This is a genomic window from Vibrio astriarenae (assembly GCF_010587385.1).
GTDB classification, from domain to species: domain Bacteria; phylum Pseudomonadota; class Gammaproteobacteria; order Enterobacterales; family Vibrionaceae; genus Vibrio; species Vibrio astriarenae.
Genome location: NZ_CP047475.1, coordinates 663,817 through 688,318 on the forward strand (window position 1 = coordinate 663,817; position 24,502 = coordinate 688,318).

Here is a 24,502-nt window from a genome sequence, read left to right on the forward strand (position 1 = left end):
CTGATTAATGAGTAATGTAATTTTCAGTCAGAAGCTCTACGACACAGCACAAGTGATTGTTGATGGTTGTATGGGTGACGCTGATCCTGCCTGTCAAACTGCTTGTCCAATGCACACTGACGTTAAGCAATATGTAAGGTTGGCGGGTGAGGGCAAATACCAAGAAGCTCTGGATGTGGTGCGTAATCGCCTGTTTTTACCTCAGACTTTAGGTCGCATTTGTGCTCATCCGTGCGAGGCAGCATGTCGCCGTAACACTGAGTTTGGACAGCCGATCAGCGTTGCGGGAATTAAGCGCTTTGTTGCTGAACAAAAAGATAAATCAGAGAACTGGAACACAGCAGTAGCTCCAGATACAGGCAAAAAAGTGGCCATTATCGGTGCAGGTCCTGCAGGGGCGCAAGCCGCGATTGAACTTCGCCGTAATGGTCATGCGATCACCCTGTTTGAAAAACTGGATGTGTATGGTGGCATGATGCGAGTGGGTATCCCAGAGTATCGCCTACCTCGTGATGTTATTGATTTTGAATACAGCTACTTAGACATGCTAGGTATTGAAACACGTTTCGGCGTAGAAGTTGGCAAAGACATTATGTTTGCTGACCTTCGTGAGCAATATGACGCCGTGATTTTGGCTCATGGTGCTCATGTCGGTTCTATTATCCCACTCCCTGGACATAAATCTAACGGCGTATTCTCTGCTGTAGAGTACTTAAAAGAGATCTCAGAAACACACGCATTTCCAAGAGCAGGCAAGCGAGTCATGGTGATTGGTGGTGGCGATGTTGCGATGGATTGTGCTCGCTCCTCATGGCGTATTGGCGCAGATGAAGTTCATCAGTGTTCGCTAGAGGCGCTAGAAAACCTGCCAGCGAGCCAGATTGAAATTGACGAATCTTTAGAGGAAGGTGTGAATTTCAACGCTGGTTGGGGGCCTGTCTCTATTGAGTCGCAAGAGGGTAAAGTGACGGCGATTACTATGAAGAAAGTCGCTTCAATCTTTGACTCAGAAGGCAATTTTGCACCGCAATACACAGAAGAGACGCGTACCATCGAAGTTGACACTGTTGTTTTCGCGACAGGCCAAGTAGTTGCCGATATTACGGGTGGCGCCCTAGAGCAAACCCGCGGTGGTCGTTACGTTGTTGACAAAGATACGTTAGCGACCTCAATCGAAGGGGTATACGTTGCCGGTGACGCATGCGGCGGCAACATTGTTGTTGAGGCTATGGCACTGGGCTGCAAGGCTGCACTCAGTGTTGAGCGCCAGTTTGCTGGACGCGAGTTAACTGACGGTCGTGATTTTGAGCAAGAGTATAGCTACGCATCTCGACTCGATATTCCGTTACCAAAGCGTACTCAGGATACGCCACGTTTGCACGGTATGTTGCGTGATGCTGAAGAGCGTAAGCGTGATTTCAACCAAGTAGATTTTGGTTTCACCGAGGAAGATATCAAAACAGAAACCGATCGCTGTCTTCAGTGTACATGTAAGCTTTGTATGAGCGAATGTGTGATGATGAATGATTTTGGTGACTGTCCAAAGACGCTTTTCAAAGACTTTATCGATAACAAAGATATGGACCCATTGCTGGCATACTCATGTAATGCTTGCGACCAGTGTACGATCGTGTGTCCTAAGGACTACCCGATGAAAGACATATTTATGGGTTCACGTGCGGATTTTGTTAAGGCGAATGATGGTAATTCTCCGATGCCTGGACATAAAGCGATCAATATGCACCAAAAACTCGGTTTCTCTAAGTTCTTCACTATGGCTAAGCGCGGAGCAAAATAATGAGCAATAAAATATTTATGCCTGGCTGTAGCTTGCCATCATACTCTCCTGAGGGTGTTGCAGCTATCGCCAATTACTTAAAAGACGTTTTCCCAGAGATGGGTGCTGTGCAAAAGTGTTGCGGTAAACCAACAGCTGCTCTAGGGCAAACAGAACAGTTTAAAGAACGCTTTGGTATGCTGCAGTCTGACTTTAACAAAGTCGATGCACAAGAAGTGATCGTCGCTTGTCAAAGCTGTTTTGGCATGATTAAAAAATTCTCAGATGGACAGGTACCCGTCTCTTTGTGGACGTTGTTACCTAAGATTGGTTTGCCAAAAGAGTTAGTAGGCAAAGCGAAACACAGTGATGTGGTCTTTACCATCCATGACTCTTGTTCAACTCGTCATGAGCGAGAGTTACAAGAGGGTATTCGTTGGATCATGAATGAACTGGGTTACAAGACAGTTGAGCCAGAGCATACCAAGGAAAACACGCGTTGTTGTGGCTTTGGTGGCATGGTGGTTCCTGCGAACCCAGACGTCGCTAACCGAGTCATTAAGCGTCGAGTAGATGAGTTCGAAACAGACCATGTTGTGGTTTATTGTGCCGCATGTCGTGCCTCAATGATGGGGGTCGATACCGCCTCCTGGCATATCTTGGATCTGATGTTCGGTCCTGTTGTAATGAAAGATACACCACCGCCAGCAAACGTACTAGCAAGCCCAGTGAAGTCTTGGTTCAACCGCTACAAATCCAAAGCGGGCCTCATTAAGTGCATGGCAGTGTAAGGTAGAAGAAAATGAAAATTGTAAAAATACTCTTAGCCGTATTGGCTATCGCAGCCGTTATCTTTGGTGCTAAGCAAACAGGTCTACTTGAAATCATTACTGATATTCGTAGTCTTCAGGAGTGGATTGCAGGCTTTGGTATCTGGGGATATCTAGTGTTTGTTGCCGCGTTTGTCTTTGCTTGTGTGTTTATGTTGCCAGGCAGTGCGTTTACCATTGTCGCAGGTATTGTTTTTGGTCCAGTAAAAGGTGCGCTACTCGCTCTATTCTCGGCTACTCTTGGGGCGACGGTCGCTTTCCTTTGTGCTCGTTTTATCTTCCGAGATCTGATTCTTAAAAAGTTTGGCGACAACCCAATTTTTAAGAAGATTGACGACGGTGTCGCACAGAATGGTTCGAGCTTTTTGATCTTGACGCGCCTGGTTCCTGTGTTCCCATTTAGTCTACAAAACTATGCTTATGGTATTACTGGTCTCAAGCTGGGAACTTATGTTCTTGTCTCCTTGGTCACTATGGCTCCGGGTGCCTTCATTTTTGCTTACATGGCGGGTGATATTGCGACCAATGGAGTGTCAGCAATGTTGCTAGTGAAGTTTGCTGGTGCAGGTCTGGTGTTGTTTGGCATGTCGCTGATTCCAAAATATATTGCCAAGAAAAAAGGCATTAATATGGAAGAATTGGCGAAGTAGTCCGGTCCAGTATGTCGCAAATTAACGTAAGTCGTTAATTGGTTGACTGACAAATTGAAGCTTAGGGAGAGTTTGTATACAAATTCTCCCTTCCTTGTTTCATATCGTCATATAAATTTTGTTACACTCGCGTAACACTACTCATGATTGGTCGAGTGTAATAAAAGGGATGAACAGACTAATGGACAAAAGAATGAACAGAATCTTGACACTATTCGCCAGCTTATCTTTGTCATGGAGTGCGTTCGCCACGGATATTGATTGGCGACACGTTGAAGACAAAGCACAGGGTCAAACCGTGTACTTTCACGCCTGGGGTGGTAGCCAAGAGATCAATCGCTATATTCAGTGGGCTGGCAATGAACTTAAGAGCCGATATGGGGTTAATTTACACCATGTCAAAGTAACGGATATAGCAGAAACAACACCGCGCCTAATTGCTGAAAAAGCCGTCGGTAAGAATAGCGATGGCAGTGTTGATCTCGTATGGATAAATGGCGAAAACTTCAAATCAATGAAGGATAACGAACTGCTCTATGGGCCATTTACTGAGTCACTGCCAAATTGGCAGTATGTCGATAAAACGCTACCAATAGACGTCGACTTTTCTGAACCAACAGAAGGCCTTGAAGCCCCTTGGGGCGTTGGGCAGTTAGTTTTTATTTACGATCAATATGAGCTTAATAATCCGCCTAAATCATTTGCTGAGTTATTGAATTACGCTAAAGCCTTTCCAAACCGTTTAAGTTATCCGAAGCCTCCCGAGTTTCATGGAACAAGTTTTCTCAAAGCACTGCTAATCGACTTATCAAATAACCATCCAGCGCTTGAGCATGAGGTAAATGCCGAGGTATTTGAGCAGGTGACTCGCCCAATGTGGCAATACCTCGATGAATTTCACTCAGTGGCGTGGCGTAGCGGACGCCAGTTTCCTGCTGGGACATCAGAGACTATTCGTCTCTTGGATGATGGTCAGCTCGATCTAGCGATAACGTTTAACCCTAATGCGGTCTATTCTGCACAGTCATCGGGTCAGTTATCCGAAACGACTCAAGCTTATGCGTTTGAAGCGGGGGCATTATCTAACATTCATTTTTTAGCCATTCCTTGGAATGCGAAAGCAACGGAAGGGGCGTTAGTGACGATTAATTTTTTACTGAGCCCAGAAGCACAATCACGTAAAGGTGACCTTAATATTTGGGGTGACCCTTCGGTGTTGAATGTGAAGTATCTCACTGGTAGTGCTGCGAATACAAAGCACTATCAATCTATCGCAGAGCCGCATCCAAGTTGGCAATCTGCTATCGAACAGGAGTGGTTTAAGCGCTATGGGCGTTAACCAGTCAAGATGTTAAGACTGTCGTATTTTCTAGTCGTAGCCGTGTGTATGCTGCCAACAATCCCTGGACTCCTAGGGGTTGCGGCATCTTCTATGAGCTACATCCCACCAATTGGAATGGTTCAGCCTTCGTTAAGTGGCTTTGTTCAAGCATTCGAGTGGCAGGGCGTCTTCAAGTCAGTCGGACTTACCGTTGTTACTTCACTATTGAGCACAATATTTACTTGTATCGTGACGTATTCAATCATTCAGCGGTTTTGGGGGCAGAGAGCGTGGCAGCGAGTTGAGTGGTGCTTGTCGCCATTAATGTCGATGCCTCATGTTGCTTATGCGATTGGCTTTGCCTTTCTGTTTGCGCCAACTGGCCTGAGTGTGCGAGCCTTTTTCCAACTCTTTGGTATCGACCTTACTGGAGCTGGTGAAGATGACTTTGCAACCTTGGTTCAAGATCCTTTAGGGCTAGGTTTAACACTTATGTTGACCTTAAAGGAGGTGCCGTTTTTGCTATTGATGAGCATTCCTGTTCTTAAACAGTTGGAGATCGATAAAGCGGAGAAAGTCTGCCTATCCCTTGGCTACCAAAGGCATGAGTTTTGGTGGAAGTGTATGTTCAGCCAGTGGTTGATTAAAATGCGTTTTCCGCTCTTGGCAGTGCTGGCCTACGGAATATCGGTTGTGGATGTCGCCCTAATTCTGGGCCCGACTAACCCGCCTACGTTCGCAGTCTTAGTTTGGCAATGGTTCAATGATCCTGATCTTACACTTCTGCCACGTGCTTCTGCTGGCGCAATGCTCCTGTTCTTGGTAGCAGGCTTTATGATCGGTGTTGTTCGTCTGATCGAGTGGTTGGTGACCAAACGCTTACGTCAGTGGCAAATCTCTGGCAGAGCTGGCTTGAAGCTTCCTGGAGCGACTTTACTTAGCATAATCATAACAATCAGCGGTTCAATGATTCCATTGATGGCGATTTGGAGTGTAGCGCAGCGTTGGCGCTTTCCTGATTTTCTGCCAAGTCGTTACAGTACAAGGTTTTGGGAATACGAGTGGTCAGGCATTATCTCTACTGTCGAACAGAGTTTGACTTTGGCTTTGATATCGGCAAGTTGTGCCTTGCTATTCGCGATTATTGCTCATGAGTATCGAGTGAAGTATCGCGGGCAAGTGCCAGGGTATCTTATTGCCGTTCCAATGCTGATTCCGCAACTGTCGATTCTATTTGGCTTTCAGACAATTACCTTAGTGGTTGGCGGGAGTCACTACTGGCTGTGGGTTTGCTGGGCACATATGTTTTTTGCCTTCCCATTTGTCTATTTGGCGTTAGACGGTCCATGGCGCTCCTACAATCAGGGCTTTACTCGCGTCGCTCTGAGTTTAGGCAAAACACCTTTAAGCGTGTTCTTTAGTGTTAAGTTTCCTCAACTCTTTTCTGCCATCATTTTTGCCTGGGCTGTTGGGGTAAGTGTGAGCTTGGCTCAGTACCTACCAACATTGATGTTAGGGGCTGGCCGAATCAGCACGCTCACGACTGAAGCCGTCGCTTTGTCTAGTGGCTTCGATCGACGTGTCACCGCTATTTATGCCATTTGGCAGGCCTTCTTGCCCTTACTATTCTTTATTTTCGCAATCGTGATGAGCCGAGCCTCGCGTTTGCGTCTCAAGCTTTATATTTTCAAAGGTTCAACGATTAATGAGTCTGTGTCTAAAAAACCTCACCATCCATAAAAAAGAGGGTGAGGCACTATTTACTGAACTGGGTTTAGAAGTTAAGCCAGGAGAAGTACTGTCTTTAATGGGACCTAGTGGGTGCGGAAAGTCTACGCTACTGGATGTTATTGCCGGTCACCTCTCTGATGAATTTACTTATCAAGGTCAGATCCAACTCGAAGGGCAAGAGCTGTCAAACCTCCCAGCCCATCAGCGCAATGTGGGTATTTTGTTTCAAGACGACCTGTTGTTCCCTCATTTGAATATTTGGGAAAATTTGGCGTTCGCTTTACCAAATAATGTGCAAGGCGATGCAAGAAAGCAACAAGCACTGCAAGCACTAGAGAGTATTTCATTACTTAATTTGGCCGAGTCATTCCCGGAGCAGGTGTCAGGTGGACAACGTGCTCGAATCAACCTCACTAGGATGTTACTGGCTAAACCGAGAGTGGTATTACTCGATGAGCCATTTAGCAAACTTGATAAGACGTTAAGGGAGCAGTTTAGAGATTGGGTATTTGAACAACTGGCAAGAGAGGACATCCCAACGGTTATGGTGACCCATGACGAGCAGGATATTCCGTTAGGAAGTCGTGTATTAACCTGGCCTTGGGTGAGTTAACATGTTGGATCGATTAAGTATTAAGGTTATTCGCTGGCCTTTATCTCAGTGCGCTAAGGTACTGGATAAATTGGGGATCAAAGCCAACCAAGTTACATTAGTAGGTTTTGGGTTAGGCTGTATCGCTTTACCTATGTTGCTATTACAGCAATACTCCTGGGCTCTGGTATTCATCGCATTAAACCGAATATTTGATGGACTTGATGGCGCGCTCGCTCGTCGGCAAGGCATCACTGATGCGGGTGGATTTTTAGATATTGCCCTAGATTTTGTTTTCTACTCTATGGTGCCCTTTGGGTTTGTTCTTGCTAATCCTGAGGTTAACGCGATTGCTGGGGCATTTTTGATTTTCTCATTTGTCGGTACGGGTACGAGTTTCTTAGCGTTCGCAATAATGGCAGGCAAGCGAGGGATCGATAACCCCATCTATAAACAGAAGTCGTTGTATTACATGAGTGGGTTAACGGAAGGCACTGAAACCATCGCCTGTTTCGTGCTGATGTGCCTGTTTCCAGCGTATTTTGCTGTCATGGCTTTTGTCTTCGGCGCGCTGTGCTGGTTTACTACGTTTACGCGCATTTACTCGGGTTTTCATACTCTTGTAGACAGCGATACGAAGCTGTAAGTCCTCTATGTACCCTGTGTACTATCAGCGGAATATGTCTGTTTAACAGTGATTGCTTATAGGTAATTTTGTTGGCGGAGTACAGAAAGCTTCTGTACGTGAGTGCTTTACCCTCATGTGGCTTTTAGACATGAGGGTTTACGCCGTATCTCTTTTTTACAGTTCTTCAAAGCCCTCAGGCTCAGCTTCCTCTTGCAACTCCAACAGATTGATTGCTATCGACACAAAGTCACTGTCAGTAATAATACCAACTAACCGATTGTTTTCGACCACAGGCAAGCACCCAACTTTATGCTTCTGCATGTACTTTGCACTCTCTTTTAAACCCGCTTGTGGTGTAACCGTCATCAGTTGTGAGTGCATGATTTCGTTAAGCGGGGTGTCTGCGGTATAAGAAAGTTGAGTAGGGCTGTTGAGTAGACTAGATTCCTGTGCGGCCAAAATGTCTCTTTGAGTGACGATACCGAGCAGAGCTCGATCGGTATCGACGATCGGCACATGGCGTATGTCGAGCGCGCTCATCATATCTCTTGCATCAGATAAGGAGTGAGAACGCAGCAGGGTGTGCGGGTTGCGTGTCATCATATCTTCGACCTTAATCATAGCGGCCTCCTTGTTTTTCTTTAAATATAGAAGGTTTATTGCGGGTTAACTGAGAGCTAGTTCTTTTTTCTTAACTATTAATCTATTGCTCAACTAATTAATTGTTATTAAAAGAAATTAAGTGAATTTATATGGGTGAATTTTGCGCAACTATGCGCCGTTTTCGGGGAGAACGATGGTGGATGAATGCCCGCTTGGAAAAGGTGACCTTGAGGGGGGCTTGATGTATACTGCGCTGCTGCGATAAGCCCGCTTAAATTTTGAATAACGGTAGAAGATTTCACCATGCAAGTATCTGACTTTCACTTTGAACTCCCTGATGAGCTGATTGCTCGTTACCCCAATGCCCAGCGCACAGCAAGTCGTTTGCTTCAGCTTGATGGCAATACAGGCAGTTTAACCGATGGCACATTTAGTGATGTGTTAGATCAGGTTCGCGAAGGTGATTTGGTGGTGTTTAATAACACGCGAGTGATTCCGGCGCGTATGTTTGGCCGTAAAGCCTCTGGTGGCAAACTTGAGGTGCTGGTGGAGCGTATGCTGGATGACAAGCGCATTCTGGCTCACGTTCGTTGTTCAAAATCACCAAAACCAGGTTCAACGATCATCCTCGGTGAAGAGGATGAATACCAAGCGCTGATGGTGGCTCGCCACGATGCACTGTTTGAACTTGAGTTTCAATCAGAGAAAACCGTGTTAGAGATTTTGGAGCAAGTCGGTCACATGCCACTGCCTCCGTACATCGATCGCCCAGACGAAGACTCAGATAAAGAGCGCTACCAAACGGTATACAATGCAAAACCTGGAGCTGTGGCCGCCCCGACGGCGGGCCTGCATTTCGATGAAGCCTTGCTTGAAAAGATTAAAGCGAAAGGTGCCAATCTAGCTTACGTCACTCTGCATGTTGGTGCGGGTACCTTCCAGCCGGTGAAAGTGGACAATGTGCTTGAGCACCATATGCATGCTGAGTATGTCGAAGTTGATCAAGTCGTGGTCGACGCGATTAAAGAGACAAAAGCACGTGGCGGTCGAGTGATTGCCGTCGGCACGACCTCGGTTCGTTCTCTAGAGAGTGCTGCGCAAGATGCGTTGAAAAAGGGCACGGAGCTGGTTCCATTCTTTGGGGATACTGAAATCTTTATCTACCCGGGTTATGAGTTCCAACTCATCGACTGTCTAATCACTAATTTCCACTTGCCAGAATCGACACTGATCATGTTGGTGAGTGCGTTTGCGGGTTATGAGAACACAATGAATGCCTATCAGCATGCGGTTGATAACCAATACCGCTTCTTTAGCTATGGCGATTCAATGTTCATCAACAAAAAGACCGCTTGAGGTTGCTTGACGTTTTGCATTGATAATCTGCAATGATAAAACGTCACAGTTAACGAGAAGACTTTGGTGTCAATCAAGGTTTTTAAGCCACAAATGGCAACAGATTTACGAGTGCTAGCAGTAGGCTAGGAAGCAGTTTTTGCTGCCTCTCGCATGGAAGGCGACCGCTCCTACGCTAGAGCAAAGAGCTCTTAATTTATCGTCAGACTGTTTCTCTGACATTTGGAGGATTCGTGAAATTATCATACGAACTTAAAAAAACGAACGGTCATGCTCGTCGTGGTCAACTGACATTTGAGCGTGGCTCAGTACAAACACCGGCGTTTATGCCAGTGGGTACTTACGGCACAGTTAAGGGTATGACGCCTGAAGAAGTGAAAGAGACTGGTGCAGAAATCCTGCTTGGTAACACTTTCCACTTGTGGCTTCGCCCTGGCCAAGAAGTGATGAAGATGCACGGTGATTTGCATGACTTCATGAACTGGCAAGGTCCTATTTTGACCGATTCAGGCGGTTTCCAAGTATTCAGTCTGGGTGACATGCGTAAGATCACCGAAGAGGGTGTTCACTTCCGTAACCCAGTTAACGGTGACAAGATTTTCATGGATGCTGAAAAGTCGATGGAAATCCAAAAAGACCTGGGTTCAGATATTGTTATGATCTTCGATGAGTGTACGCCATACCCAGCGACACATGACGAAGCGAAAAAGTCGATGGAGATGTCTCTGCGCTGGGCACAACGCTCTCGTGATCACTTCGACAAACTAGAGAACCCGAACTCTCTATTTGGTATCGTTCAAGGTAGTGTATATGGCGATTTGCGCGATGTATCGGTGAAAGGTCTAACAGACATTGGTTTTGATGGCTATGCGGTTGGCGGCCTAGCCGTAGGTGAGCCGAAAGAAGACATGCATCGCATGCTTGAGCACACTTGTCCGCAACTTCCAGAAGACAAGCCTCGCTACCTAATGGGTGTGGGTAAGCCTGAAGATTTGGTTGAGGGTGTGCGCCGTGGTATCGATATGTTCGACTGTGTGATGCCGACGCGTAACGCTCGTAACGGTCACTTATTTGTGACGGGTGGTATCATCAAGATCCGTAATGCGAAGCATAAGACGGATACAACACCACTAGACCCACACTGTGATTGCTACACGTGTAAGAACTACTCTAAGTCTTACCTACACCATCTTGATCGTTGTAATGAAATCTTGGGTGCGCGCTTGAACACCATCCATAACCTACGTTACTACCAACGCTTGATGGAGAGCATCCGCACTGCGATCGATGAAGACCGTTTCGACCAGTTCGTAGAAGAATTCTATGCTCGCCGTGACAGAGAAGTCCCTTCTCTTGGTAAGCTAGAAGCAGAAAAATAGTAAGATTTTGTGACGCCACCTTGTTTTTGACCACGTAGTGACTTGAAAATAAGGTGGCGTTACCCAATGTGATTGGATTATCTATATAAAAAACGAGGACATTTTATGTTTATTTCTCAAGCTCACGCAGCAGCTGAAGGTGCACCAGCAGGTGGCGGTTTCGAAATGCTGATCATGCTAGGTATGTTTGCGGTTATTTTCTACTTCATGATTTACCGCCCACAATCTAAGCGTGTTAAAGAGCACAAGAACCTGATGGCGTCTATGGGCAAAGGTGATGAGGTGATTACTAGCGGTGGTCTAGTCGGTAAAATCACTAAAATCGCTGAAGACAATGACTACATCTCAATTGAGCTAAACGCGAACAACGAAGTTGTAATCAAGAAAGATTTTGTGACTGCAGTGCTACCCAAAGGTACGCTTAAGTCTCTATAAGACAGCAAAGAAGGATCCTCGCTGTGCTAAACCGTTATCCTTTATGGAAGTACTTAATGGTGATTTTCGCCATTGCCGTTGCGGCGTTATATGCACTTCCTAATCTATACGGTGAAGATCCGGCTATTCAAGTTACAGGGGCGCGTGGCGCCTCTGTAGATATGTCGACGCTGGATACTGTCACTCAAGCTCTTGACAAAGAGCAACTCTCTCACAAATCCATTGCTCTCGAAAATGGAACCATCCTCGTTCGATTCAACGACACCGATACACAGCTTACGGCTCGTGATGTTATCGCAGAAGCGGTCGGCGGTGAGAAAATTGTCGCACTGAACCTTGCTCCGGCTACACCAAACTGGCTAGAAGCGATTGGCGCAGAGCCAATGAAGCTTGGCCTCGATTTGCGTGGTGGTGTTCACTTTTTGATGGAAGTGGATATGGAAGCGGCAATGGGGCGTCTGATCTCTCAGCAAGAAGAAGCCTTCCGTGGTGAATTGCGTGAAGAGCGCATTCGTTATCGCGCTATCCGCCCTCAAGGCGGTGACTCGGTTGAAGTACTGCTTCGTGACGCGGAGCAATTAGCTCAAGCCAAACGCGTTCTAGAATCAGCTCACCCAGATATGTTGTTCAATGAATCAACGTCTAACGGTCGCTTTGCTCTGATTGCGAGCTTCACTGATACTCGTCTACAAGAGATCCGTAACTACGCCATCGAACAGAACATCACGATTCTTCGCAACCGTGTGAATGAACTGGGTGTTGCAGAACCTGTGGTTCAACGTCAAGGCGCTAGCCGTATCGTTGTTCAGCTACCGGGTGTTCAAGACACCGCTCGTGCTAAAGAGATTCTTGGTGCCACTGCGACACTGGAGTTCCGTGAAGTGGACTCTCAAGCTGACATTACCGCGGCAGCGTCTGGTCGTGTACCGGCAGGCAGTGAAGTTAAGCAAGATCGCGATGGTCGCCCAGTCGTGCTAAAAAAACGCGTGATTTTGGGTGGTTCTAGCATTACCGATGCAAGCTCTAGTGCAGATGAATATGGTCGTCCTCAAGTAAACATCTCGTTAGATAGCGAAGGTGGTAACCGCATGTCAGCCTTCTCTCGTCAAAACATTGGCAAGTTGATGGCAACAGTATTTACTGAGTACAAAGACAGTGGTCGTCGTACGCCAGAAGGCAGCGTTATCCTGACCAAGCATGAAGAAGTGATCAACCAAGCAACGATTCAATCGGCGCTGGGTCGTAACTTCCGAATCACAGGCATTGATTCTGCAGCTGAAGCGCACAACCTAGCACTACTGCTTCGTGCAGGTGCTTTGATCGCGCCAATCTCGATTGTTGAAGAGCGTACCATTGGTCCATCTATGGGTCAGCAGAACATTGATATGGGTGTCCAAGCGTGTATCTGGGGTATGGTCGCTGTTATGCTGTTTACTCTGATTTACTACCGCAAGTTTGGCTTTATTGCCAACATGGCGCTGATGGCGAACCTTGTACTGATCATTGGTGTGATGTCGATGATTCCAGGTGCAACCATGACGCTACCAGGTATTGCCGGTATCGTATTGACGGTGGGTATGGCAGTCGATGCCAACGTATTGATATTTGAGCGTATCCGTGAAGAGCTGCGTGAAGGACGTAACCCTCAGCAAGCGATTCACCAAGGTTACTCAAATGCATTCAGTACCATTGCCGACGCCAACATCACAACTCTGATCACAGCCATCATTCTGTTTGCTGTGGGTACGGGTGCGATTAAAGGTTTCGCTGTGACACTGTCGATTGGTATCTTGACTTCAATGTTTACTGCAATCGTAGGCACACGTTGTGTGGTTAACCTACTTTACGGTGGTAAGCGCATCGATAAACTGTCGATCTAAGGCTAGGAATTAGTATGTTTCAGATTCTAAAAGCAGACAAAACGATCGACTTTATGCGTTGGTCGAAGATGGCGTTTATGTTCTCAATCTTAATGATTGGTGCAGCAATTTTTACGCTATCAACGAAATGGTTAAACTGGGGCCTCGACTTCACTGGCGGTACGCTAATTGAAGTAGGCTTTGAGCAACCAGCCGATCTTGAAGAGATCCGTGGAGCTCTTGAGGTTAAGGGCTTTGGTGATGCGACCGTTCAGAACTTTGGTTCAGCTCGTGAAGTGATGGTGCGCCTTCGTCCGCGTGACGATGTTTCTGGTGAAACGCTAGGCAACCAAATCTTAGCAGCGATTCAGACGGGTACTGGTAAAGACGTAGAGATGCGTCGTATTGAGTTCGTCGGTCCTAACGTGGGTGATGAACTAACAGAAGCGGGTGGTCTTGCGATCCTTGTTTCTCTTATCTGTATCTTGATCTACGTGTCAATGCGATTTGAGTGGCGTTTGGCGGCAGGTGCGGTAATGGCACTGGCACACGATGTTATCATTACGCTAGGTGTGTTTTCGTTGATGCAGATTGAGGTGGACTTGACCATCGTTGCAGCCTTGCTAACGGTTGTCGGTTACTCCCTCAACGATACCATTGTTGTATTTGACCGTATTCGTGAAAACTTCCGCAAGATGCGTAAGGGCGAGCCGGCTGAGGTCATCAACAACTCAATCACACAAACACTGAGTCGTACATTGATTACCTCTGGTACTACCTTGTTCGTAGTTATCGCTCTGTTTACTCAAGGCGGCGCGATGATCCATGGCTTTGCAACGGCATTGCTACTGGGTATCACGGTAGGTACTTACTCCTCTATCTATGTTGCTTCTGCACTGGCACTTAAACTAGGCGTTCAAAAAGAGCACCTAATGCCACCGCAAATCGACAAAGAAGGCGAAGAGTTCGACGAGATGCCATAACGCGTATTCTGTCTATTATCAAACCGCTGCAGGTTAATAACTACGGCGGTTTTTTCTATCTGGTGTACTATTGCTACAGGGACATTTGCAGTTAGGGACCCAGCTTGTCTGATATCAATTCCAGTCGTTTTTCTATTGCGACCTTAAATCTATTCAATTATCTCGCACCACCAAACGCCTATTACCAGTTCGATAATATCTACACCAGTGATGAATGGCAGGGCAAGCAGGCTTGGTTAGGGGCATATCTAAAACAGCTCAATTCAGACATGGTTGGCTTTCAAGAGGTGTTCAGCAGCGATGAGCTCAAACAGCAAACTCAGGCATTAGGCTATCGGTATTTTGCTTGTTTGGATGATCCTAAGGTAGAGTCCGATTACGTTTATTCTCAGCCTCCGGTTGCCTTTGCTTCGCGCTTTCCTATCATAAGCTCGACGAAGGTAGATAGCATCGCGTTGCGGAATATGAAAACTGGACGACAATTCAGTCGTACTCCACTGCATTGTGTCGTGCAAGTGCCTAACTTAGGTTTGGTCAATGTGCTTGTGGTGCATTTAAAGTCGCAGCGATCTTCGATTGAAGAGAGTGAGGAGATGAGCAGCGACCAACGTCATCAAGCGAGCGTACACGGTCGTTGGTTATCAACCGAGCAACGTGGCGGAGAGGCAGAGATGCTATCTCATTATGTGGGTCAACTGCGGAGAGAGCAGCGCAGGCCAACAATAGTAATGGGGGATTTCAATCATGATGTCTCTTCACAAGAGCTGCAGAGTCTGGCCAATAAAGGGAGTTTACAAAAGCTAACAGACAGTGTTTCTCTGCAACGATTCCCCTCTAATTCACGTCAAGCGACTCACTACTATGGTGAGAAAGGCAACGTTTTAGACTACATTCTCGTGTCATCCGATTTCACATCTGCGAGTGCGCAGCAAAGTGTTGAGGTTGATCGTGTGGATATATTCGATCAGCACTTGGTTTCTCCCTCATTTGAACATGATCGCTATGCTTCTGATCATGCCGCCGTCAAAGCCGTTTTTGATATTATAAGATAGCATTGAGCTCTTGCTGGGGTTTGGGTATAACGGTAAGAAAATCATGGATGAAGGTTTATTATGGAAATTACTGTACGCCCAACTCGAGCAAGTGATGCTGCTGCATTATGCGATATCTACGCACAACCAGAAGCACAACGACAAACCTTGCAGCTCCCTAAACCCTCTGTCGATATGTGGCAAAAACGTTTAGATTCAATGCCCGTTGGCGTCTATTCGTATGTGGCAGAAATTGATGGACGAGTGGTAGGGAATATTGGTTTTGAACACTCTCAACGTCCGAGAACGGCCCATTGTGCAAGTTTTGGTATCGGTGTTCACGATGATTTTCATGGGTTGGGGGTAGCAAGCCGCTTGATCGAAACCGTGATCGATCTTGCTGATAATTGGCTTCAGGTAAAACGCATTCAAATCGAAGTTAACTCTGATAATCACGTGGCGATTGCTTGCTACAAGAAGTTTGGTTTCGAAATTGAGGGCGAAGCCAAAATGTCCTGTTTTCGCGACGGTAAGTATGTAAGCACTTACTATATGGCACGCATTAAGTCTTAGTCGTTGAGTTGGTTTAAGGCGCGCTCTTTTAACTGCTCACTGTAAGCATTGATCTTCCAATGGTTCGGGCTCCAGCCTTTGACAAAGCGTTGGAAATCTGCCCACGCCATCGCAAACATAGGTCGCCAAGCTGTCTCTACTTCATCTGCGTTGAGCGTTGGTTGATAATGATTAAGGGCGTTTTTTAGGTAGGTAAAATATTCGTCCAAAATGGCACTTTCCAGATCAAAGCAATCTTCTGGACTCACAGCACTACTCATAAACAGCGCGACATCTTTCATCGCGCACCCTCTACCTACATATTGAAAATCAACGGCCGCCGCACGGTCACCCTCAGGTGTAAAACAGAAATTTGCCAGTTTAGCATCACCGTGTACCAAGGTTTGAAAAGGGACGCTCTTTAGCACTTGGTCTATGGTCTTAGCGGCTCGCTTAAGTTCAATGTCTTCGAGTGCGTGCAGCTCATCGGGCCGAGTCTCCAAATGCCAGTAGGTACCTGACTCCCAAAGTCCTCGCCCTTTGCAATCGATATATTTAGCATGAAAGTTTGCTAGCCAGTATAGACAGGCCGAGATTTGATTAGGTGTCGCTTGAGAAGTGGTTTGGCGATAACCATGAACGTTGAGATCCTCTATGACGATAAGCCACTGATTCGTTTGTATGTCACTGTGTAGTGAGAGAGGGATTGGACAACGTTTATCCCAGTGATTGCCGTAATCCTGATACCAAACACTTTCTACCTGATAGGAGTCGAGCTTGCGTTGGTGCCCAACAGGGTTGTTCCAACCTCTTGGATGAACTCTTTCCTCCGGCAGCACAACGTGCTTAATGATAAGTGTTGGTTGAGCTCGCCCTGATACATGTACTCTAACCAGCTCTCCATAGCCGCTCCATAGCGTTTGGATAAGCTCAATGCGATGGATAGAGGTCACTCCAATAGGTTCAAGCAGGGTTAGATAGTCAGTATTCATAGAGTGTTAAGGGCAAACAGAGCTCAAAGGCAAATTGATATTGTGGATTAGGATTATAGGACGAATCTGATTTGATTCACTAGGTGATTTTTACCGCTACATATGCAACAAGCGACTATGATAATGATGAGCTTTATTAAATACAGACAAGGAGAGGTCTATGAAGCGATGGGTCGTTTGTTTATTAGTCATGTCGAGTTTGAGCTATGCCTCTCCATGGGAGAGAGTAAGCACCCCAAGCACTGCGCCAGCACAGTCGGTTGGTCACTACGCTAATGGCTGCCTTATTGGAGGGGAAGCCTTGCCTCTGGATGGTGAGGGGTATCAAGTCTTACGCAGTCAAAATAGACGCAACTTCGCTCACCCCAGCGCTATTCGTTTTATAGAAAAACTCTCTCGTCAAACTTTTGCAACATCTCATCGTCGTCTGTTAGTAGCTGATATGTCGTTGCCGCGTGGTGGTCAGTTTTCGTCAGGACACACCAGTCATCAAACGGGCCTAGATATCGATATTTGGCTCCAGTTGGAAGCAACGCCTTGGACCAAAGAACAACTACAGAAACCTAAGCCACAAAGTTTGGTGGACCTAGATTATTACACGTTGAAAAAAGATCAGTGGCGACCGGAGCATTTTGAGCTTTTTAAGCTGACAGCCACTCAGCCAGATGTGGCGAGAATATTTGTTCACCCAGTGATCAAAAAGCAGCTTTGTGAGCTCGAAGAGGGTGATACGGTGTGGCTGCAAAAGGTACGGCCTTGGTGGGGACATCATTACCACATGCATGTGCGACTGCATTGCCCAGAAGGGAGTAAAGACTGTCGGGGTCAAAAGGCACCACCCAAAGGCGATGGATGTGGTAGCGAGTTAGCCAGTTGGTTCCCACGCTCTGTACCAGTAGAAAAACCGAAAAAAGCAGTGCAAACCAAACCTAAACCAAGACCGAAAAAGATCATGCCGCCACAATGTGAGCCTCTGATAGCACAGGTGTCAAACTAGTTTTTATTCAACGTGTTCAAATTAGAGACAATTTTTTGTTGGAGAAAATGATCATCATTTCCTATGGTTAAATGGAAGCAACACAACAGAACTTTGATCATTCACTGCTCAACTCTTTCTCTGCTGTATCAGTGTTCACTGACCGACGGCAGTCTATAACAACAAACCTTTTTATTGTGGCAAGGTAAGGAAGCAGGAGAACATCAAAGCGGAATAAGTGAGGAATTGTAGGTGAGAGAGGCTTACTCCCTTTAATTCAGTAACTTGAGGACACTCCCATGACAATGGTTTGCGCAAAAGAATTTGCTGAGTGGCTAAAAGCGAGATATGGCAGCGAGACAAAACCAATAACGATGTCCAGAAAGGACGTGAGTCATCTAACAGGCCGAACCCGTTTTACTATGGGGTTTGTTCATGATGTGCATTTTGAAATGATGCAGTATGGGTTTGCGTTTGTCACCGATATGGCGAGAGAAGATTTTTTCTTACTACCAATAGGTAATGCCGTCAATTGGAGGGATCAACTCGAACTCCAGTATGAGAAAGAGTTGTATTGCAATATTTTTCCGATTGCCAAGACAGCTCCAGGGCCATAAGCATTTAGCACAGCAGTAGCGACATTAAGCAATAGATAATCAGAAGCAAAAAAGCTCATCCCTATGGATGAGCTTTTTATTTCCAGCTAGTTAATCCGCTAATCCTTGAATAATGACAAACTTTTCAAGTAGTTGCTCGTCTGTCTCAACATGATTTGGATCGGTGATAATGCACTTAGTAATTGGGCATACCGACTGACATGTCGGTTTTTCATAGTGACCTTTACACTCCGTACAGAGGTCTGGGTCAATCTCGAAAATACTGTCACCCATGGTGATTGCGCCATTTGGGCATTCAGGGTCACACATATCACAATTGATGCACTTATCGGTAATCAGCAGGGCCATATTATTTACCCGTTGGGTTACGTGTATCTTGTCCTGAGTTCAAGTTACGCATTAGCAGTGCGTAGGACAGATCCATATCCTCTGGTACTGGAATAAAGACAAAGTGACCGTTGCCTTTCGCATCATCGATGCTTTCCGACTTGCGGTTTTCCATCGCCTCAAGCGTAAAGATCACATTGCCATTTGGTGTCATCAGCTCTAGAGAATCACCCACAATGAATTTGTTTTTCACTTCGACTTCAGCAAGATCACCACGGCGCTTACCGGTAAATTCACCAACGAACTGCTGTGCGTCAGAAACAGAGTAGCCGTAGTCGTAGTTTTGGTATGCATCGTGAGTATGGCGACGAAGGAAGCCTTCAGTGTAACCACGATGTGCCAAGCTCTCTAGTGTTGTCATCAGTGACTCGTCAAATGGACGGCCCGCAACAGCATCGTCAATCGCTTTACGGTAAACCTGCGCAGTACGCGCGCAGTAGTAGAAAGACTTAGTACGGCCTTCGATTTTCAGTGAGTGAACACCCATCTTAGTCAAACGCTCAACATGCTGGATAGCACGAAGGTCTTTTGAGTTCATGATGTAAGTACCGTGCTCATCTTCAAATGCCGCCATTTTCTCTTCTGGACGGTGGCTTTCAGAAAGCAGTACGACTTCGTCAGTCGGCTTACCGCGACCAATGGTGGTTTCAGGGCGCTCATCTTGAATTTCAACAGCTTGCGCTTCATTTGGATCGAACGCTTCAACGATATCCCCAGTCTCGTTCTCTTTGCCTTGCTCTACGTTGTATTCCCAACGGCAGGCATTGGTGCAAGTGCCTTGGTTAGGGTCACGCTTGTTGATGTAGCCAGACAGTAGGCAACGACCAGAGTAGGCCATACACAGTGCGCCATGTACAAAGACCTCAATCTCTGTTTCAGGACACTGCTCACGGATCTCTTCGATCTCTTCCAGTGAAAGCTCACGTGACACAATCACACGCTCAACACCTTGAGTTGACCAAAACTTAACGGTCGCCCAGTTTACGGCATTCGCTTGCACAGATAGGTGAATCGGCATATCAGGGAATGCTTCACGTACCATCATGATCAAGCCCGGGTCAGACATGATCAGTGCATCCGGGCCCATTTCAACCACAGGCTTAAGGTCTCGAATAAAGGTTTTTAGCTTCGAGTTGTGTGGCTGAATGTTACACACCACGTAGAGCTTTTTGCCCATCGCGTGTGCTTCATCAATACCGATCTTTAGGTTTTCGTGGTTGAACTCGTTATTACGAACACGAAGGCTGTAACGAGGTTGGCCTGCGTATACCGCATCTGCACCGTAGGCAAAAGCGTAACGCATGTTTTTAAGACTACCCGCTGGAGAAAGTAGTTCAGGTACAAAAGGTGTTTGAGTTGTCATTGCTTCAATTCTCTAATTTCTGATCACAAGTCAGGCTGATCCCACCTAATGGGATAAGGGGCGCAAATTTTACGCGAAAGAGTGATAAAAGTATAGCAATTGAAAAGGGGACAACGAGATAGAGAAAGGGCTAGCGAAAGGCTAGCCCTAAATATGGTCAGCGGTTTATGCGTTCGGGTTAGGCAAACCACCTAGCGATTCATAAAGGCTCGGCAGGAAGGCACTAAATTCTCCACAAAGTAGCGAGAAGTCAGCGTCAAAACGAGCCGCGCGATCTTCACGTGGAATATCATCGTTTTGATCTTTTAGCTCATCAGAGTATTTCAAGCGCTTGATGCTTGCATCGTCACCCAAAACAAATTCGATGCGGTCTTGCCAGTTGAGAGCGAGCTTAGTCACCATCTTGTCTGACTCAATGTGAGCACGGATCTCATCGGTGGTGAGCTCTTGTTTTTTACAGCGGATAATACCGCCCTCTTCAAGCACAGACTTCAGCTCAGCCTCATCAAGCATCTGTAGACCCGCTGGTGTTTCTCCGCTTTTCACCCACTCAGTGAGTGTGTTTTCAATTGGCTTTTCTGGAATAGCAGGAATGACAGGAAGGCTACCCATGGTTTTGCGCAATAGAGCAAGGACATCTTCTGCTTTCTTAGAGCTGCTTGCATCGACTAATACGAAGCCCTCTTTTGGTAGAATAAGTACATAAGTCAGTGCGCTGCGACTAAATGCACGTGGCAGTAGATCCATGATAATGTCGTCTTTGAGGTTGTCCTTCTCTTTCTTTTTAAGAGGACGACCTTCTTGAGCTTCCAGCGCATCCACCTTCGCATTCAACGAGTCTTTGATCACAGATGCAGGCAGCATCTTCTCTTCTTTTTTTGCGCAGATAAGAATTCGGTTCTCAGAAACGTGCGTCATCATATCGCCGTCTTTACCCATCGCATGTACCCAGCCAAACTTCTGCTTGTCTTGGCTACCACATGGGGTAAAACGAAATTCTTGTAGCTGTTTTTCTAGCTGTTCAGCATCGAAGTTGATTTCGCGATTAACGCGATAAGCGAGGCAGTTTTTAAACCACATAGTTATTCTCAGTTTCCTTAAAGTGGCACCAATCATAGAGGTTTTAATCGCGATTGTCTTATGTCAATCAAAGAAAATGCTAGCTGAACAGAGACCACGCAATTGCTCACGGTAACGTGCAAGTCATTTGTTGAAATACTGCAACCATCTCTCACCTTGGTGAATGTCAGGAAAAAGTTATATTAAATTTTGTTTTCAAGGGTCACAAAAGTGTCATAATGAAGGGTAATAATGCCTACAGTTGCAGGGTTAATAGCCCATGAGAATAGATTAATCATAAGGTAATTCAAACATGTCTAGAAGGATCCTGGTTGTCGAGGATGAAGCACCAATTCGTGAGATGTTGTGTTTTGTTCTAGAGCAAAAAGGCTATCAAGCAGTTGAAGCAGAGGATTATGACACTGCAGTAAACAAGTTGGCAGAACCTTTCCCTGATCTTGTTCTGTTGGACTGGATGCTACCAGGTGGCAGTGGTATTAACTTCATCAAGCACATGAAGCGTGAAGAGCTCACTCGCAATATTCCTGTTGTGATGCTCACCGCTCGCGGCGAGGAAGAAGATAAAGTGCGTGGCTTGGAAGTGGGTGCAGATGATTACATCACTAAACCATTTTCACCAAAAGAGCTGGTGGCTCGTCTTAAAGCGGTCATTCGCCGCGTAACACCTACAGCACTGGAAGAAGTGATTGATGTTCAAGGTCTGCGCCTAGACCCCGTTTCTCACCGAGTGACCTCTGGTGAAGACCCTATTGATATGGGCCCGACTGAATTTAAAATGCTGCACTTCTTTATGACCCACCAAGAGCGTGTGTACAGCCGTGAGCAACTGCTAAACAACGTTTGGGGCACCAACGTGTATGTGGAAGATCGTACGGTTGATGTTCATATTCGTCGTCTGCGTAAAGCGCTTGAAAGTGCAGGTCACGACAAGCTAATTCAGACGGTTCGTGGTGCGGGTTACCGTTTCTCGACAAAAGCGTAAATACACTTGGAGAGTTAAGTGGTAGAGCGTTTAACCTGGAAGAAGCTGGCTTGGGTGCTGGCTTTTTTTTATACCCCTTGGGTAATTTTAGGGGCAATTTTTGGATATATGCCGTGGTTGCTGTTTGTTGCAACCGCGGTTTTGCTGGTTTGGAATCTTAATAACTTAGTCCGCTTTTCTGCCTGGTTGTATGATGACAAACGCTTAACCCCCCCTTCCGGTTCAGGACCATGGGAAGGGGTGTTTAATGGCGTTTACCGTATGCAGCAGCGCACGCGTCGTAAGCGCAAAGAGCTGACTAACCTGATTCGTCGTTTCCGCAATGGTGCAGAGTCCCTGCCGGATGCGGTGGTAGTATTTCGGGCTGAAGGTAACATCGTATGGTGCAACAAGTTAGCACAACACCTTCTTGGCTTTCGCTGGCCTGATGATACGGGTCAGCCAATATCAAACCTTGTTCGCACGCCTGACTTCATCAAATACCTCCAAAAAGGCAATTTTTCTGAACCTTTAGAGATGTGTTCGCCGCTCAATGTCGAGCGAATGCTCGAGCTGCGTATCGTACCTTATACTGAAGGTGAGCTGCTGATGGTGGTACGTGATGTGAGCCAGCTCAAACAGTTGGAAGGTATGCGTCGCAACTTCTTTGCAAATGTCTCTCATGAGCTGCGCACGCCAATGACGGTTCTCCAAGGTTACTTGGAGATGACGGAAGATCCAGACATGGTGGTCGGCCCTATGTGGTCGAAAGCACATGGTGTCATGACTGAGCAACTTAGCCGAATGAATAGCCTTGTTGAGCAGTTGTTGACCTTGTCAAAAATTGAAGCTTCAAGTCATGTAGAGCTTGATGATATTGTTGATGTGCCTGCGATGCTAGAAGTACTCGAGAAAGAGGCGACCAGCTTAAGTGGCGACAGAGAGCACAAGTTGTTCTTCAATATCGATTCCTCATTGAAAGTGTATGCGGATGATGATCAGCTCCGCAGTGCTATTTCTAACTTGGTTTACAATGCCGTTAAGTACACACCAGACGGCAGTGAAATTCACGTTAGCTGGTACAAAGATAGCCAAGGCGCGCATTTAAGTGTTCGCGATACGGGTGACGGTATCGAGCCACAGCACTTGCATCGTCTTACAGAGCGATTTTACCGAGTTGATAAGGCGCGCTCGCGCGACACGGGTGGTAGCGGTCTTGGATTGGCGATCGTAAAACACGCGTTAAATCACCATGATTCACATCTAGAGATTCAAAGTGAAGTCGGTAAGGGCAGTGAGTTTGCGTTTACTCTGCCGGCTCGCTTACTTGCTTAAACAACCAAAGGATTAGAGACGCTTTGCGACTAAAAAGTCTTCCTCACTCTTCATTGCTCATTAGTATGAGTTTGATGACCTTCACTGCTATCAGCGAAGCGAAGTCTCTGTTAGTACCGTACGAAAAAGAGCGTGTTATTTCTGGCAACCTCTTCTCTGTGGGATCGGACACCCTTGCTGGCATGACCACCTTGTGGGCAAGTGAGTTTGGAAAACTCTATCCGGGCGCCAATGTGCAGGTACAAGCATCTGGCTCGTCGACGGCCCCTCCTGCCTTGATTGAGGGCACGGCCCAGATTGGCCCGATGAGTCGAGTGATGCGTAGTCGTGAAGTGGAAGCGTTTATTCGCGAGCACGGTTATCCACCGACACAATTGCGTGTAGCGATTGATGCGATTGGGATATTTGTCCATCAAGATAACCCTATTGAAGGTTTAAACTTCAGGCAACTTGATAGCATTTTCTCAGTGACCTTGCGCTGCGGAGAAAATCGTCAGGTCACTCGATGGTCTGAGCTAGGCTTGAACTACCGCTGGGCGAAACGCAATATGCAGCTCTTTGGCCGTAATTCTGTTTCAGGCACTTACGGTTATTTCAAGCAAAATGCGCTGTGTGCGGGTGATTTTAAAGCCAATGTCAACGAGCAGCCTAGCTCATCTTCAGTGGTGCAATCGGTCAGCTCGTCAATCAATAGTATCGGCTATTCTGGGATTGGCTATCATGTATCCGGTGCTAGAGTGGTTCCAGTTGCCAAGCGAGGGCAGGATTACGTGCACCCTAGCCATGACAATATCTTGTCGGGAGAGTACCCACTTTCCAGGTTCTTATATGTCTACGTCAATAAGCACCCAGATAAGCCACTATCAGCAATCGAGCAAGAGTTCGTGCGCTTCATCTTTTCTCAAGAGGGACAAGGGTTAGTAGAAGATGATGGTTATCTATCCGTAGGTGGTGAGATTGCACAGCAAGAGTTGGCAAAAGTTGGATTGACCTTACTCCCAGCACAATCAGATTAACTGGTATGATTCTCAATTGCTTTAAAGCGGCATGCTCCCAAAGTTAAA

The 24,502-nt window shown here is 46.4% G+C and carries 24 protein-coding genes; 19 read left to right on the top strand and 5 right to left on the bottom strand.

Annotated elements, in window-relative coordinates:
• Positions 1-7: 7 nt before the first annotated feature.
• The 7 genes from GT360_RS03260 (at position 8) to GT360_RS03290 (ending at position 7,547) form a co-directional block, all read left to right on the top strand.
• Positions 8-1,798 carry an FAD-dependent oxidoreductase gene (locus tag GT360_RS03260; protein ID WP_164647487.1) on the top strand — a complete coding sequence of 597 codons (1,791 nt, stop codon included), beginning with the start codon at positions 8-10 and terminating at the stop codon, positions 1,796-1,798.
• The gene (locus tag GT360_RS03265; RefSeq protein WP_164647488.1) at positions 1,798-2,568 is read left to right on the top strand and encodes a heterodisulfide reductase-related iron-sulfur binding cluster; all 771 of its coding nucleotides are present in this window, start codon (positions 1,798-1,800) and stop codon (positions 2,566-2,568) included. The genes GT360_RS03260 and GT360_RS03265 overlap by 1 nt, the downstream gene beginning before the upstream one ends.
• Before the next feature lie 11 nt (positions 2,569-2,579).
• Positions 2,580-3,257, top strand: coding sequence for a TVP38/TMEM64 family protein (locus GT360_RS03270; RefSeq protein ID WP_164647489.1), 678 nt, complete (start codon positions 2,580-2,582; stop codon positions 3,255-3,257).
• A 193-nt stretch (positions 3,258-3,450) separates the two neighbouring features.
• Positions 3,451-4,596, top strand: a complete 1,146-nt coding sequence (locus GT360_RS03275; protein WP_164647490.1) for an ABC transporter substrate-binding protein — start codon at positions 3,451-3,453, stop codon at positions 4,594-4,596.
• A gap of 9 nt (positions 4,597-4,605) precedes the next feature.
• Entirely contained in the window at positions 4,606-6,318 is a 1,713-nt protein-coding gene (locus GT360_RS03280) for an ABC transporter permease (protein WP_164647491.1), read from the top strand.
• Positions 6,284-6,922 carry an ATP-binding cassette domain-containing protein gene (locus GT360_RS03285; RefSeq protein WP_164647492.1) on the top strand — a complete coding sequence of 213 codons (639 nt, stop codon included), beginning with the start codon at positions 6,284-6,286 and terminating at the stop codon, positions 6,920-6,922. Before GT360_RS03280 ends, GT360_RS03285 begins: the two co-directional genes overlap by 35 nt.
• Before the next feature lies 1 nt (position 6,923).
• The gene (locus tag GT360_RS03290) at positions 6,924-7,547 is read left to right on the top strand and encodes a CDP-alcohol phosphatidyltransferase family protein (protein WP_164647493.1); all 624 of its coding nucleotides are present in this window, start codon (positions 6,924-6,926) and stop codon (positions 7,545-7,547) included.
• Between the two features lie 156 nt (positions 7,548-7,703).
• Here the strand turns inward: GT360_RS03290 and GT360_RS03295 are convergent, their stop codons facing one another.
• Positions 7,704-8,150 carry a CBS domain-containing protein gene (locus tag GT360_RS03295; protein ID WP_164647494.1) on the bottom strand — a complete coding sequence of 149 codons (447 nt, stop codon included), beginning with the start codon at positions 8,148-8,150 and terminating at the stop codon, positions 7,704-7,706.
• 285 nt (positions 8,151-8,435) lie between these two features.
• Here GT360_RS03295 and queA point away from each other — a divergent pair, with 285 nt between their 5' ends.
• From queA to GT360_RS03330, 7 genes are all read left to right on the top strand, one after another.
• Positions 8,436-9,488, top strand: a complete 1,053-nt coding sequence (gene queA, locus GT360_RS03300) for a tRNA preQ1(34) S-adenosylmethionine ribosyltransferase-isomerase QueA (protein WP_164647495.1) — start codon at positions 8,436-8,438, stop codon at positions 9,486-9,488.
• A gap of 233 nt (positions 9,489-9,721) precedes the next feature.
• Positions 9,722-10,867 carry a tRNA guanosine(34) transglycosylase Tgt gene (gene tgt, locus GT360_RS03305; protein WP_164647496.1) on the top strand — a complete coding sequence of 382 codons (1,146 nt, stop codon included), beginning with the start codon at positions 9,722-9,724 and terminating at the stop codon, positions 10,865-10,867.
• Positions 10,868-10,972: 105 nt separating this feature from the next.
• Complete coding sequence (gene yajC / locus GT360_RS03310; RefSeq protein WP_164647497.1) at positions 10,973-11,302, top strand: preprotein translocase subunit YajC; 330 nt, start codon at positions 10,973-10,975, stop codon at positions 11,300-11,302.
• 23 nt (positions 11,303-11,325) lie between these two features.
• A complete protein-coding gene (gene secD, locus GT360_RS03315; RefSeq protein ID WP_164647498.1) occupies positions 11,326-13,182 on the top strand; it encodes a protein translocase subunit SecD in 1,857 nt (618 codons plus the stop codon).
• A gap of 14 nt (positions 13,183-13,196) precedes the next feature.
• Entirely contained in the window at positions 13,197-14,144 is a 948-nt protein-coding gene (gene secF, locus GT360_RS03320; RefSeq protein WP_164647499.1) for a protein translocase subunit SecF, read from the top strand.
• A gap of 104 nt (positions 14,145-14,248) precedes the next feature.
• Positions 14,249-15,196, top strand: coding sequence for an endonuclease/exonuclease/phosphatase family protein (locus GT360_RS03325; protein WP_164647500.1), 948 nt, complete (start codon positions 14,249-14,251; stop codon positions 15,194-15,196).
• Between the two features lie 60 nt (positions 15,197-15,256).
• Positions 15,257-15,748, top strand: coding sequence for a GNAT family N-acetyltransferase (locus tag GT360_RS03330; protein WP_164647501.1), 492 nt, complete (start codon positions 15,257-15,259; stop codon positions 15,746-15,748).
• Here GT360_RS03330 and GT360_RS03335 read toward each other — a convergent pair.
• Complete coding sequence (locus tag GT360_RS03335) at positions 15,745-16,719, bottom strand: phosphotransferase (RefSeq protein WP_164647502.1); 975 nt, start codon at positions 16,717-16,719, stop codon at positions 15,745-15,747. The genes GT360_RS03330 and GT360_RS03335 overlap by 4 nt on opposite strands.
• 160 nt (positions 16,720-16,879) lie before the next feature.
• On the opposite strand from GT360_RS03335, the gene mepA reads away from it, so the two are divergent.
• Both mepA and GT360_RS03345 read left to right on the top strand, forming a co-directional pair.
• The gene (gene mepA, locus GT360_RS03340; protein WP_164647503.1) at positions 16,880-17,716 is read left to right on the top strand and encodes a penicillin-insensitive murein endopeptidase; all 837 of its coding nucleotides are present in this window, start codon (positions 16,880-16,882) and stop codon (positions 17,714-17,716) included.
• Positions 17,717-17,994: 278 nt separating this feature from the next.
• Positions 17,995-18,312: a hypothetical protein gene (locus GT360_RS03345; protein ID WP_164647504.1), complete on the top strand. Its 318-nt coding sequence runs from the start codon at positions 17,995-17,997 to the stop codon at positions 18,310-18,312.
• A gap of 90 nt (positions 18,313-18,402) precedes the next feature.
• Here GT360_RS03345 and GT360_RS03350 read toward each other — a convergent pair whose 3' ends face one another.
• The 3 genes from GT360_RS03350 to rdgC all read right to left on the bottom strand — a co-directional run bounded on the left by GT360_RS03350 (position 18,403) and on the right by rdgC (position 21,142).
• Entirely contained in the window at positions 18,403-18,660 is a 258-nt protein-coding gene (locus GT360_RS03350; protein WP_164647505.1) for a YfhL family 4Fe-4S dicluster ferredoxin, read from the bottom strand.
• Position 18,661: 1 nt separating this feature from the next.
• Entirely contained in the window at positions 18,662-20,062 is a 1,401-nt protein-coding gene (trhP, locus tag GT360_RS03355) for a prephenate-dependent tRNA uridine(34) hydroxylase TrhP (RefSeq protein ID WP_164647506.1), read from the bottom strand.
• A gap of 165 nt (positions 20,063-20,227) precedes the next feature.
• On the bottom strand, positions 20,228-21,142 hold the full coding sequence (rdgC, locus tag GT360_RS03360) for a recombination-associated protein RdgC (RefSeq protein WP_164647507.1): 915 nt from the start codon (positions 21,140-21,142) through the stop codon (positions 20,228-20,230).
• 292 nt (positions 21,143-21,434) lie between these two features.
• Between rdgC and phoB the strand changes: the two genes are divergently transcribed.
• The 3 genes from phoB (at position 21,435) to GT360_RS03375 (ending at position 24,454) form a co-directional block, all read left to right on the top strand.
• Complete coding sequence (phoB, locus tag GT360_RS03365) at positions 21,435-22,124, top strand: phosphate regulon transcriptional regulator PhoB (protein WP_164647508.1); 690 nt, start codon at positions 21,435-21,437, stop codon at positions 22,122-22,124.
• Positions 22,125-22,142: 18 nt separating this feature from the next.
• Positions 22,143-23,438, top strand: a complete 1,296-nt coding sequence (gene phoR, locus GT360_RS03370; RefSeq protein WP_164647509.1) for a phosphate regulon sensor histidine kinase PhoR — start codon at positions 22,143-22,145, stop codon at positions 23,436-23,438.
• A 65-nt stretch (positions 23,439-23,503) separates the two neighbouring features.
• On the top strand, positions 23,504-24,454 hold the full coding sequence (locus tag GT360_RS03375; RefSeq protein WP_164649557.1) for a PstS family phosphate ABC transporter substrate-binding protein: 951 nt from the start codon (positions 23,504-23,506) through the stop codon (positions 24,452-24,454).
• The last annotated feature ends 48 nt before the right edge of the window (positions 24,455-24,502 follow it).

Excerpts from the sequence above, each read along its gene's own strand:
- rdgC (WP_164647507.1), bottom strand. The coding sequence starts at position 21,142 with ATGTGGTTTAAAAACTGCCTCGCTTATCGCGTTAATCGCGAAATCAAC.
- GT360_RS03350 (WP_164647505.1), bottom strand. The coding sequence starts at position 18,660 with ATGGCCCTGCTGATTACCGATAAGTGCATCAATTGTGATATGTGTGAC.
- GT360_RS03265 (WP_164647488.1), top strand. The coding sequence starts at position 1,798 with ATGAGCAATAAAATATTTATGCCTGGCTGTAGCTTGCCATCATACTCT.
- mepA (WP_164647503.1), top strand. The coding sequence starts at position 16,880 with ATGAAGCGATGGGTCGTTTGTTTATTAGTCATGTCGAGTTTGAGCTAT.
- GT360_RS03270 (WP_164647489.1), top strand. The coding sequence starts at position 2,580 with ATGAAAATTGTAAAAATACTCTTAGCCGTATTGGCTATCGCAGCCGTT.
- GT360_RS03345 (WP_164647504.1), top strand. The coding sequence starts at position 17,995 with ATGACAATGGTTTGCGCAAAAGAATTTGCTGAGTGGCTAAAAGCGAGA.
- GT360_RS03375 (WP_164649557.1), top strand. The coding sequence starts at position 23,504 with ATGAGTTTGATGACCTTCACTGCTATCAGCGAAGCGAAGTCTCTGTTA.
- GT360_RS03260 (WP_164647487.1), top strand. The coding sequence starts at position 8 with ATGAGTAATGTAATTTTCAGTCAGAAGCTCTACGACACAGCACAAGTG.
- GT360_RS03290 (WP_164647493.1), top strand. The coding sequence starts at position 6,924 with ATGTTGGATCGATTAAGTATTAAGGTTATTCGCTGGCCTTTATCTCAG.
- phoB (WP_164647508.1), top strand. The coding sequence starts at position 21,435 with ATGTCTAGAAGGATCCTGGTTGTCGAGGATGAAGCACCAATTCGTGAG.
- GT360_RS03285 (WP_164647492.1), top strand. The coding sequence starts at position 6,284 with ATGAGTCTGTGTCTAAAAAACCTCACCATCCATAAAAAAGAGGGTGAG.
- GT360_RS03275 (WP_164647490.1), top strand. The coding sequence starts at position 3,451 with ATGAACAGAATCTTGACACTATTCGCCAGCTTATCTTTGTCATGGAGT.
- GT360_RS03335 (WP_164647502.1), bottom strand. The coding sequence starts at position 16,719 with ATGAATACTGACTATCTAACCCTGCTTGAACCTATTGGAGTGACCTCT.
- secF (WP_164647499.1), top strand. The coding sequence starts at position 13,197 with ATGTTTCAGATTCTAAAAGCAGACAAAACGATCGACTTTATGCGTTGG.
- GT360_RS03295 (WP_164647494.1), bottom strand. The coding sequence starts at position 8,150 with ATGATTAAGGTCGAAGATATGATGACACGCAACCCGCACACCCTGCTG.
- GT360_RS03280 (WP_164647491.1), top strand. The coding sequence starts at position 4,606 with ATGTTAAGACTGTCGTATTTTCTAGTCGTAGCCGTGTGTATGCTGCCA.
- yajC (WP_164647497.1), top strand. The coding sequence starts at position 10,973 with ATGTTTATTTCTCAAGCTCACGCAGCAGCTGAAGGTGCACCAGCAGGT.
- GT360_RS03330 (WP_164647501.1), top strand. The coding sequence starts at position 15,257 with ATGGAAATTACTGTACGCCCAACTCGAGCAAGTGATGCTGCTGCATTA.
- queA (WP_164647495.1), top strand. The coding sequence starts at position 8,436 with ATGCAAGTATCTGACTTTCACTTTGAACTCCCTGATGAGCTGATTGCT.
- trhP (WP_164647506.1), bottom strand. The coding sequence starts at position 20,062 with ATGACAACTCAAACACCTTTTGTACCTGAACTACTTTCTCCAGCGGGT.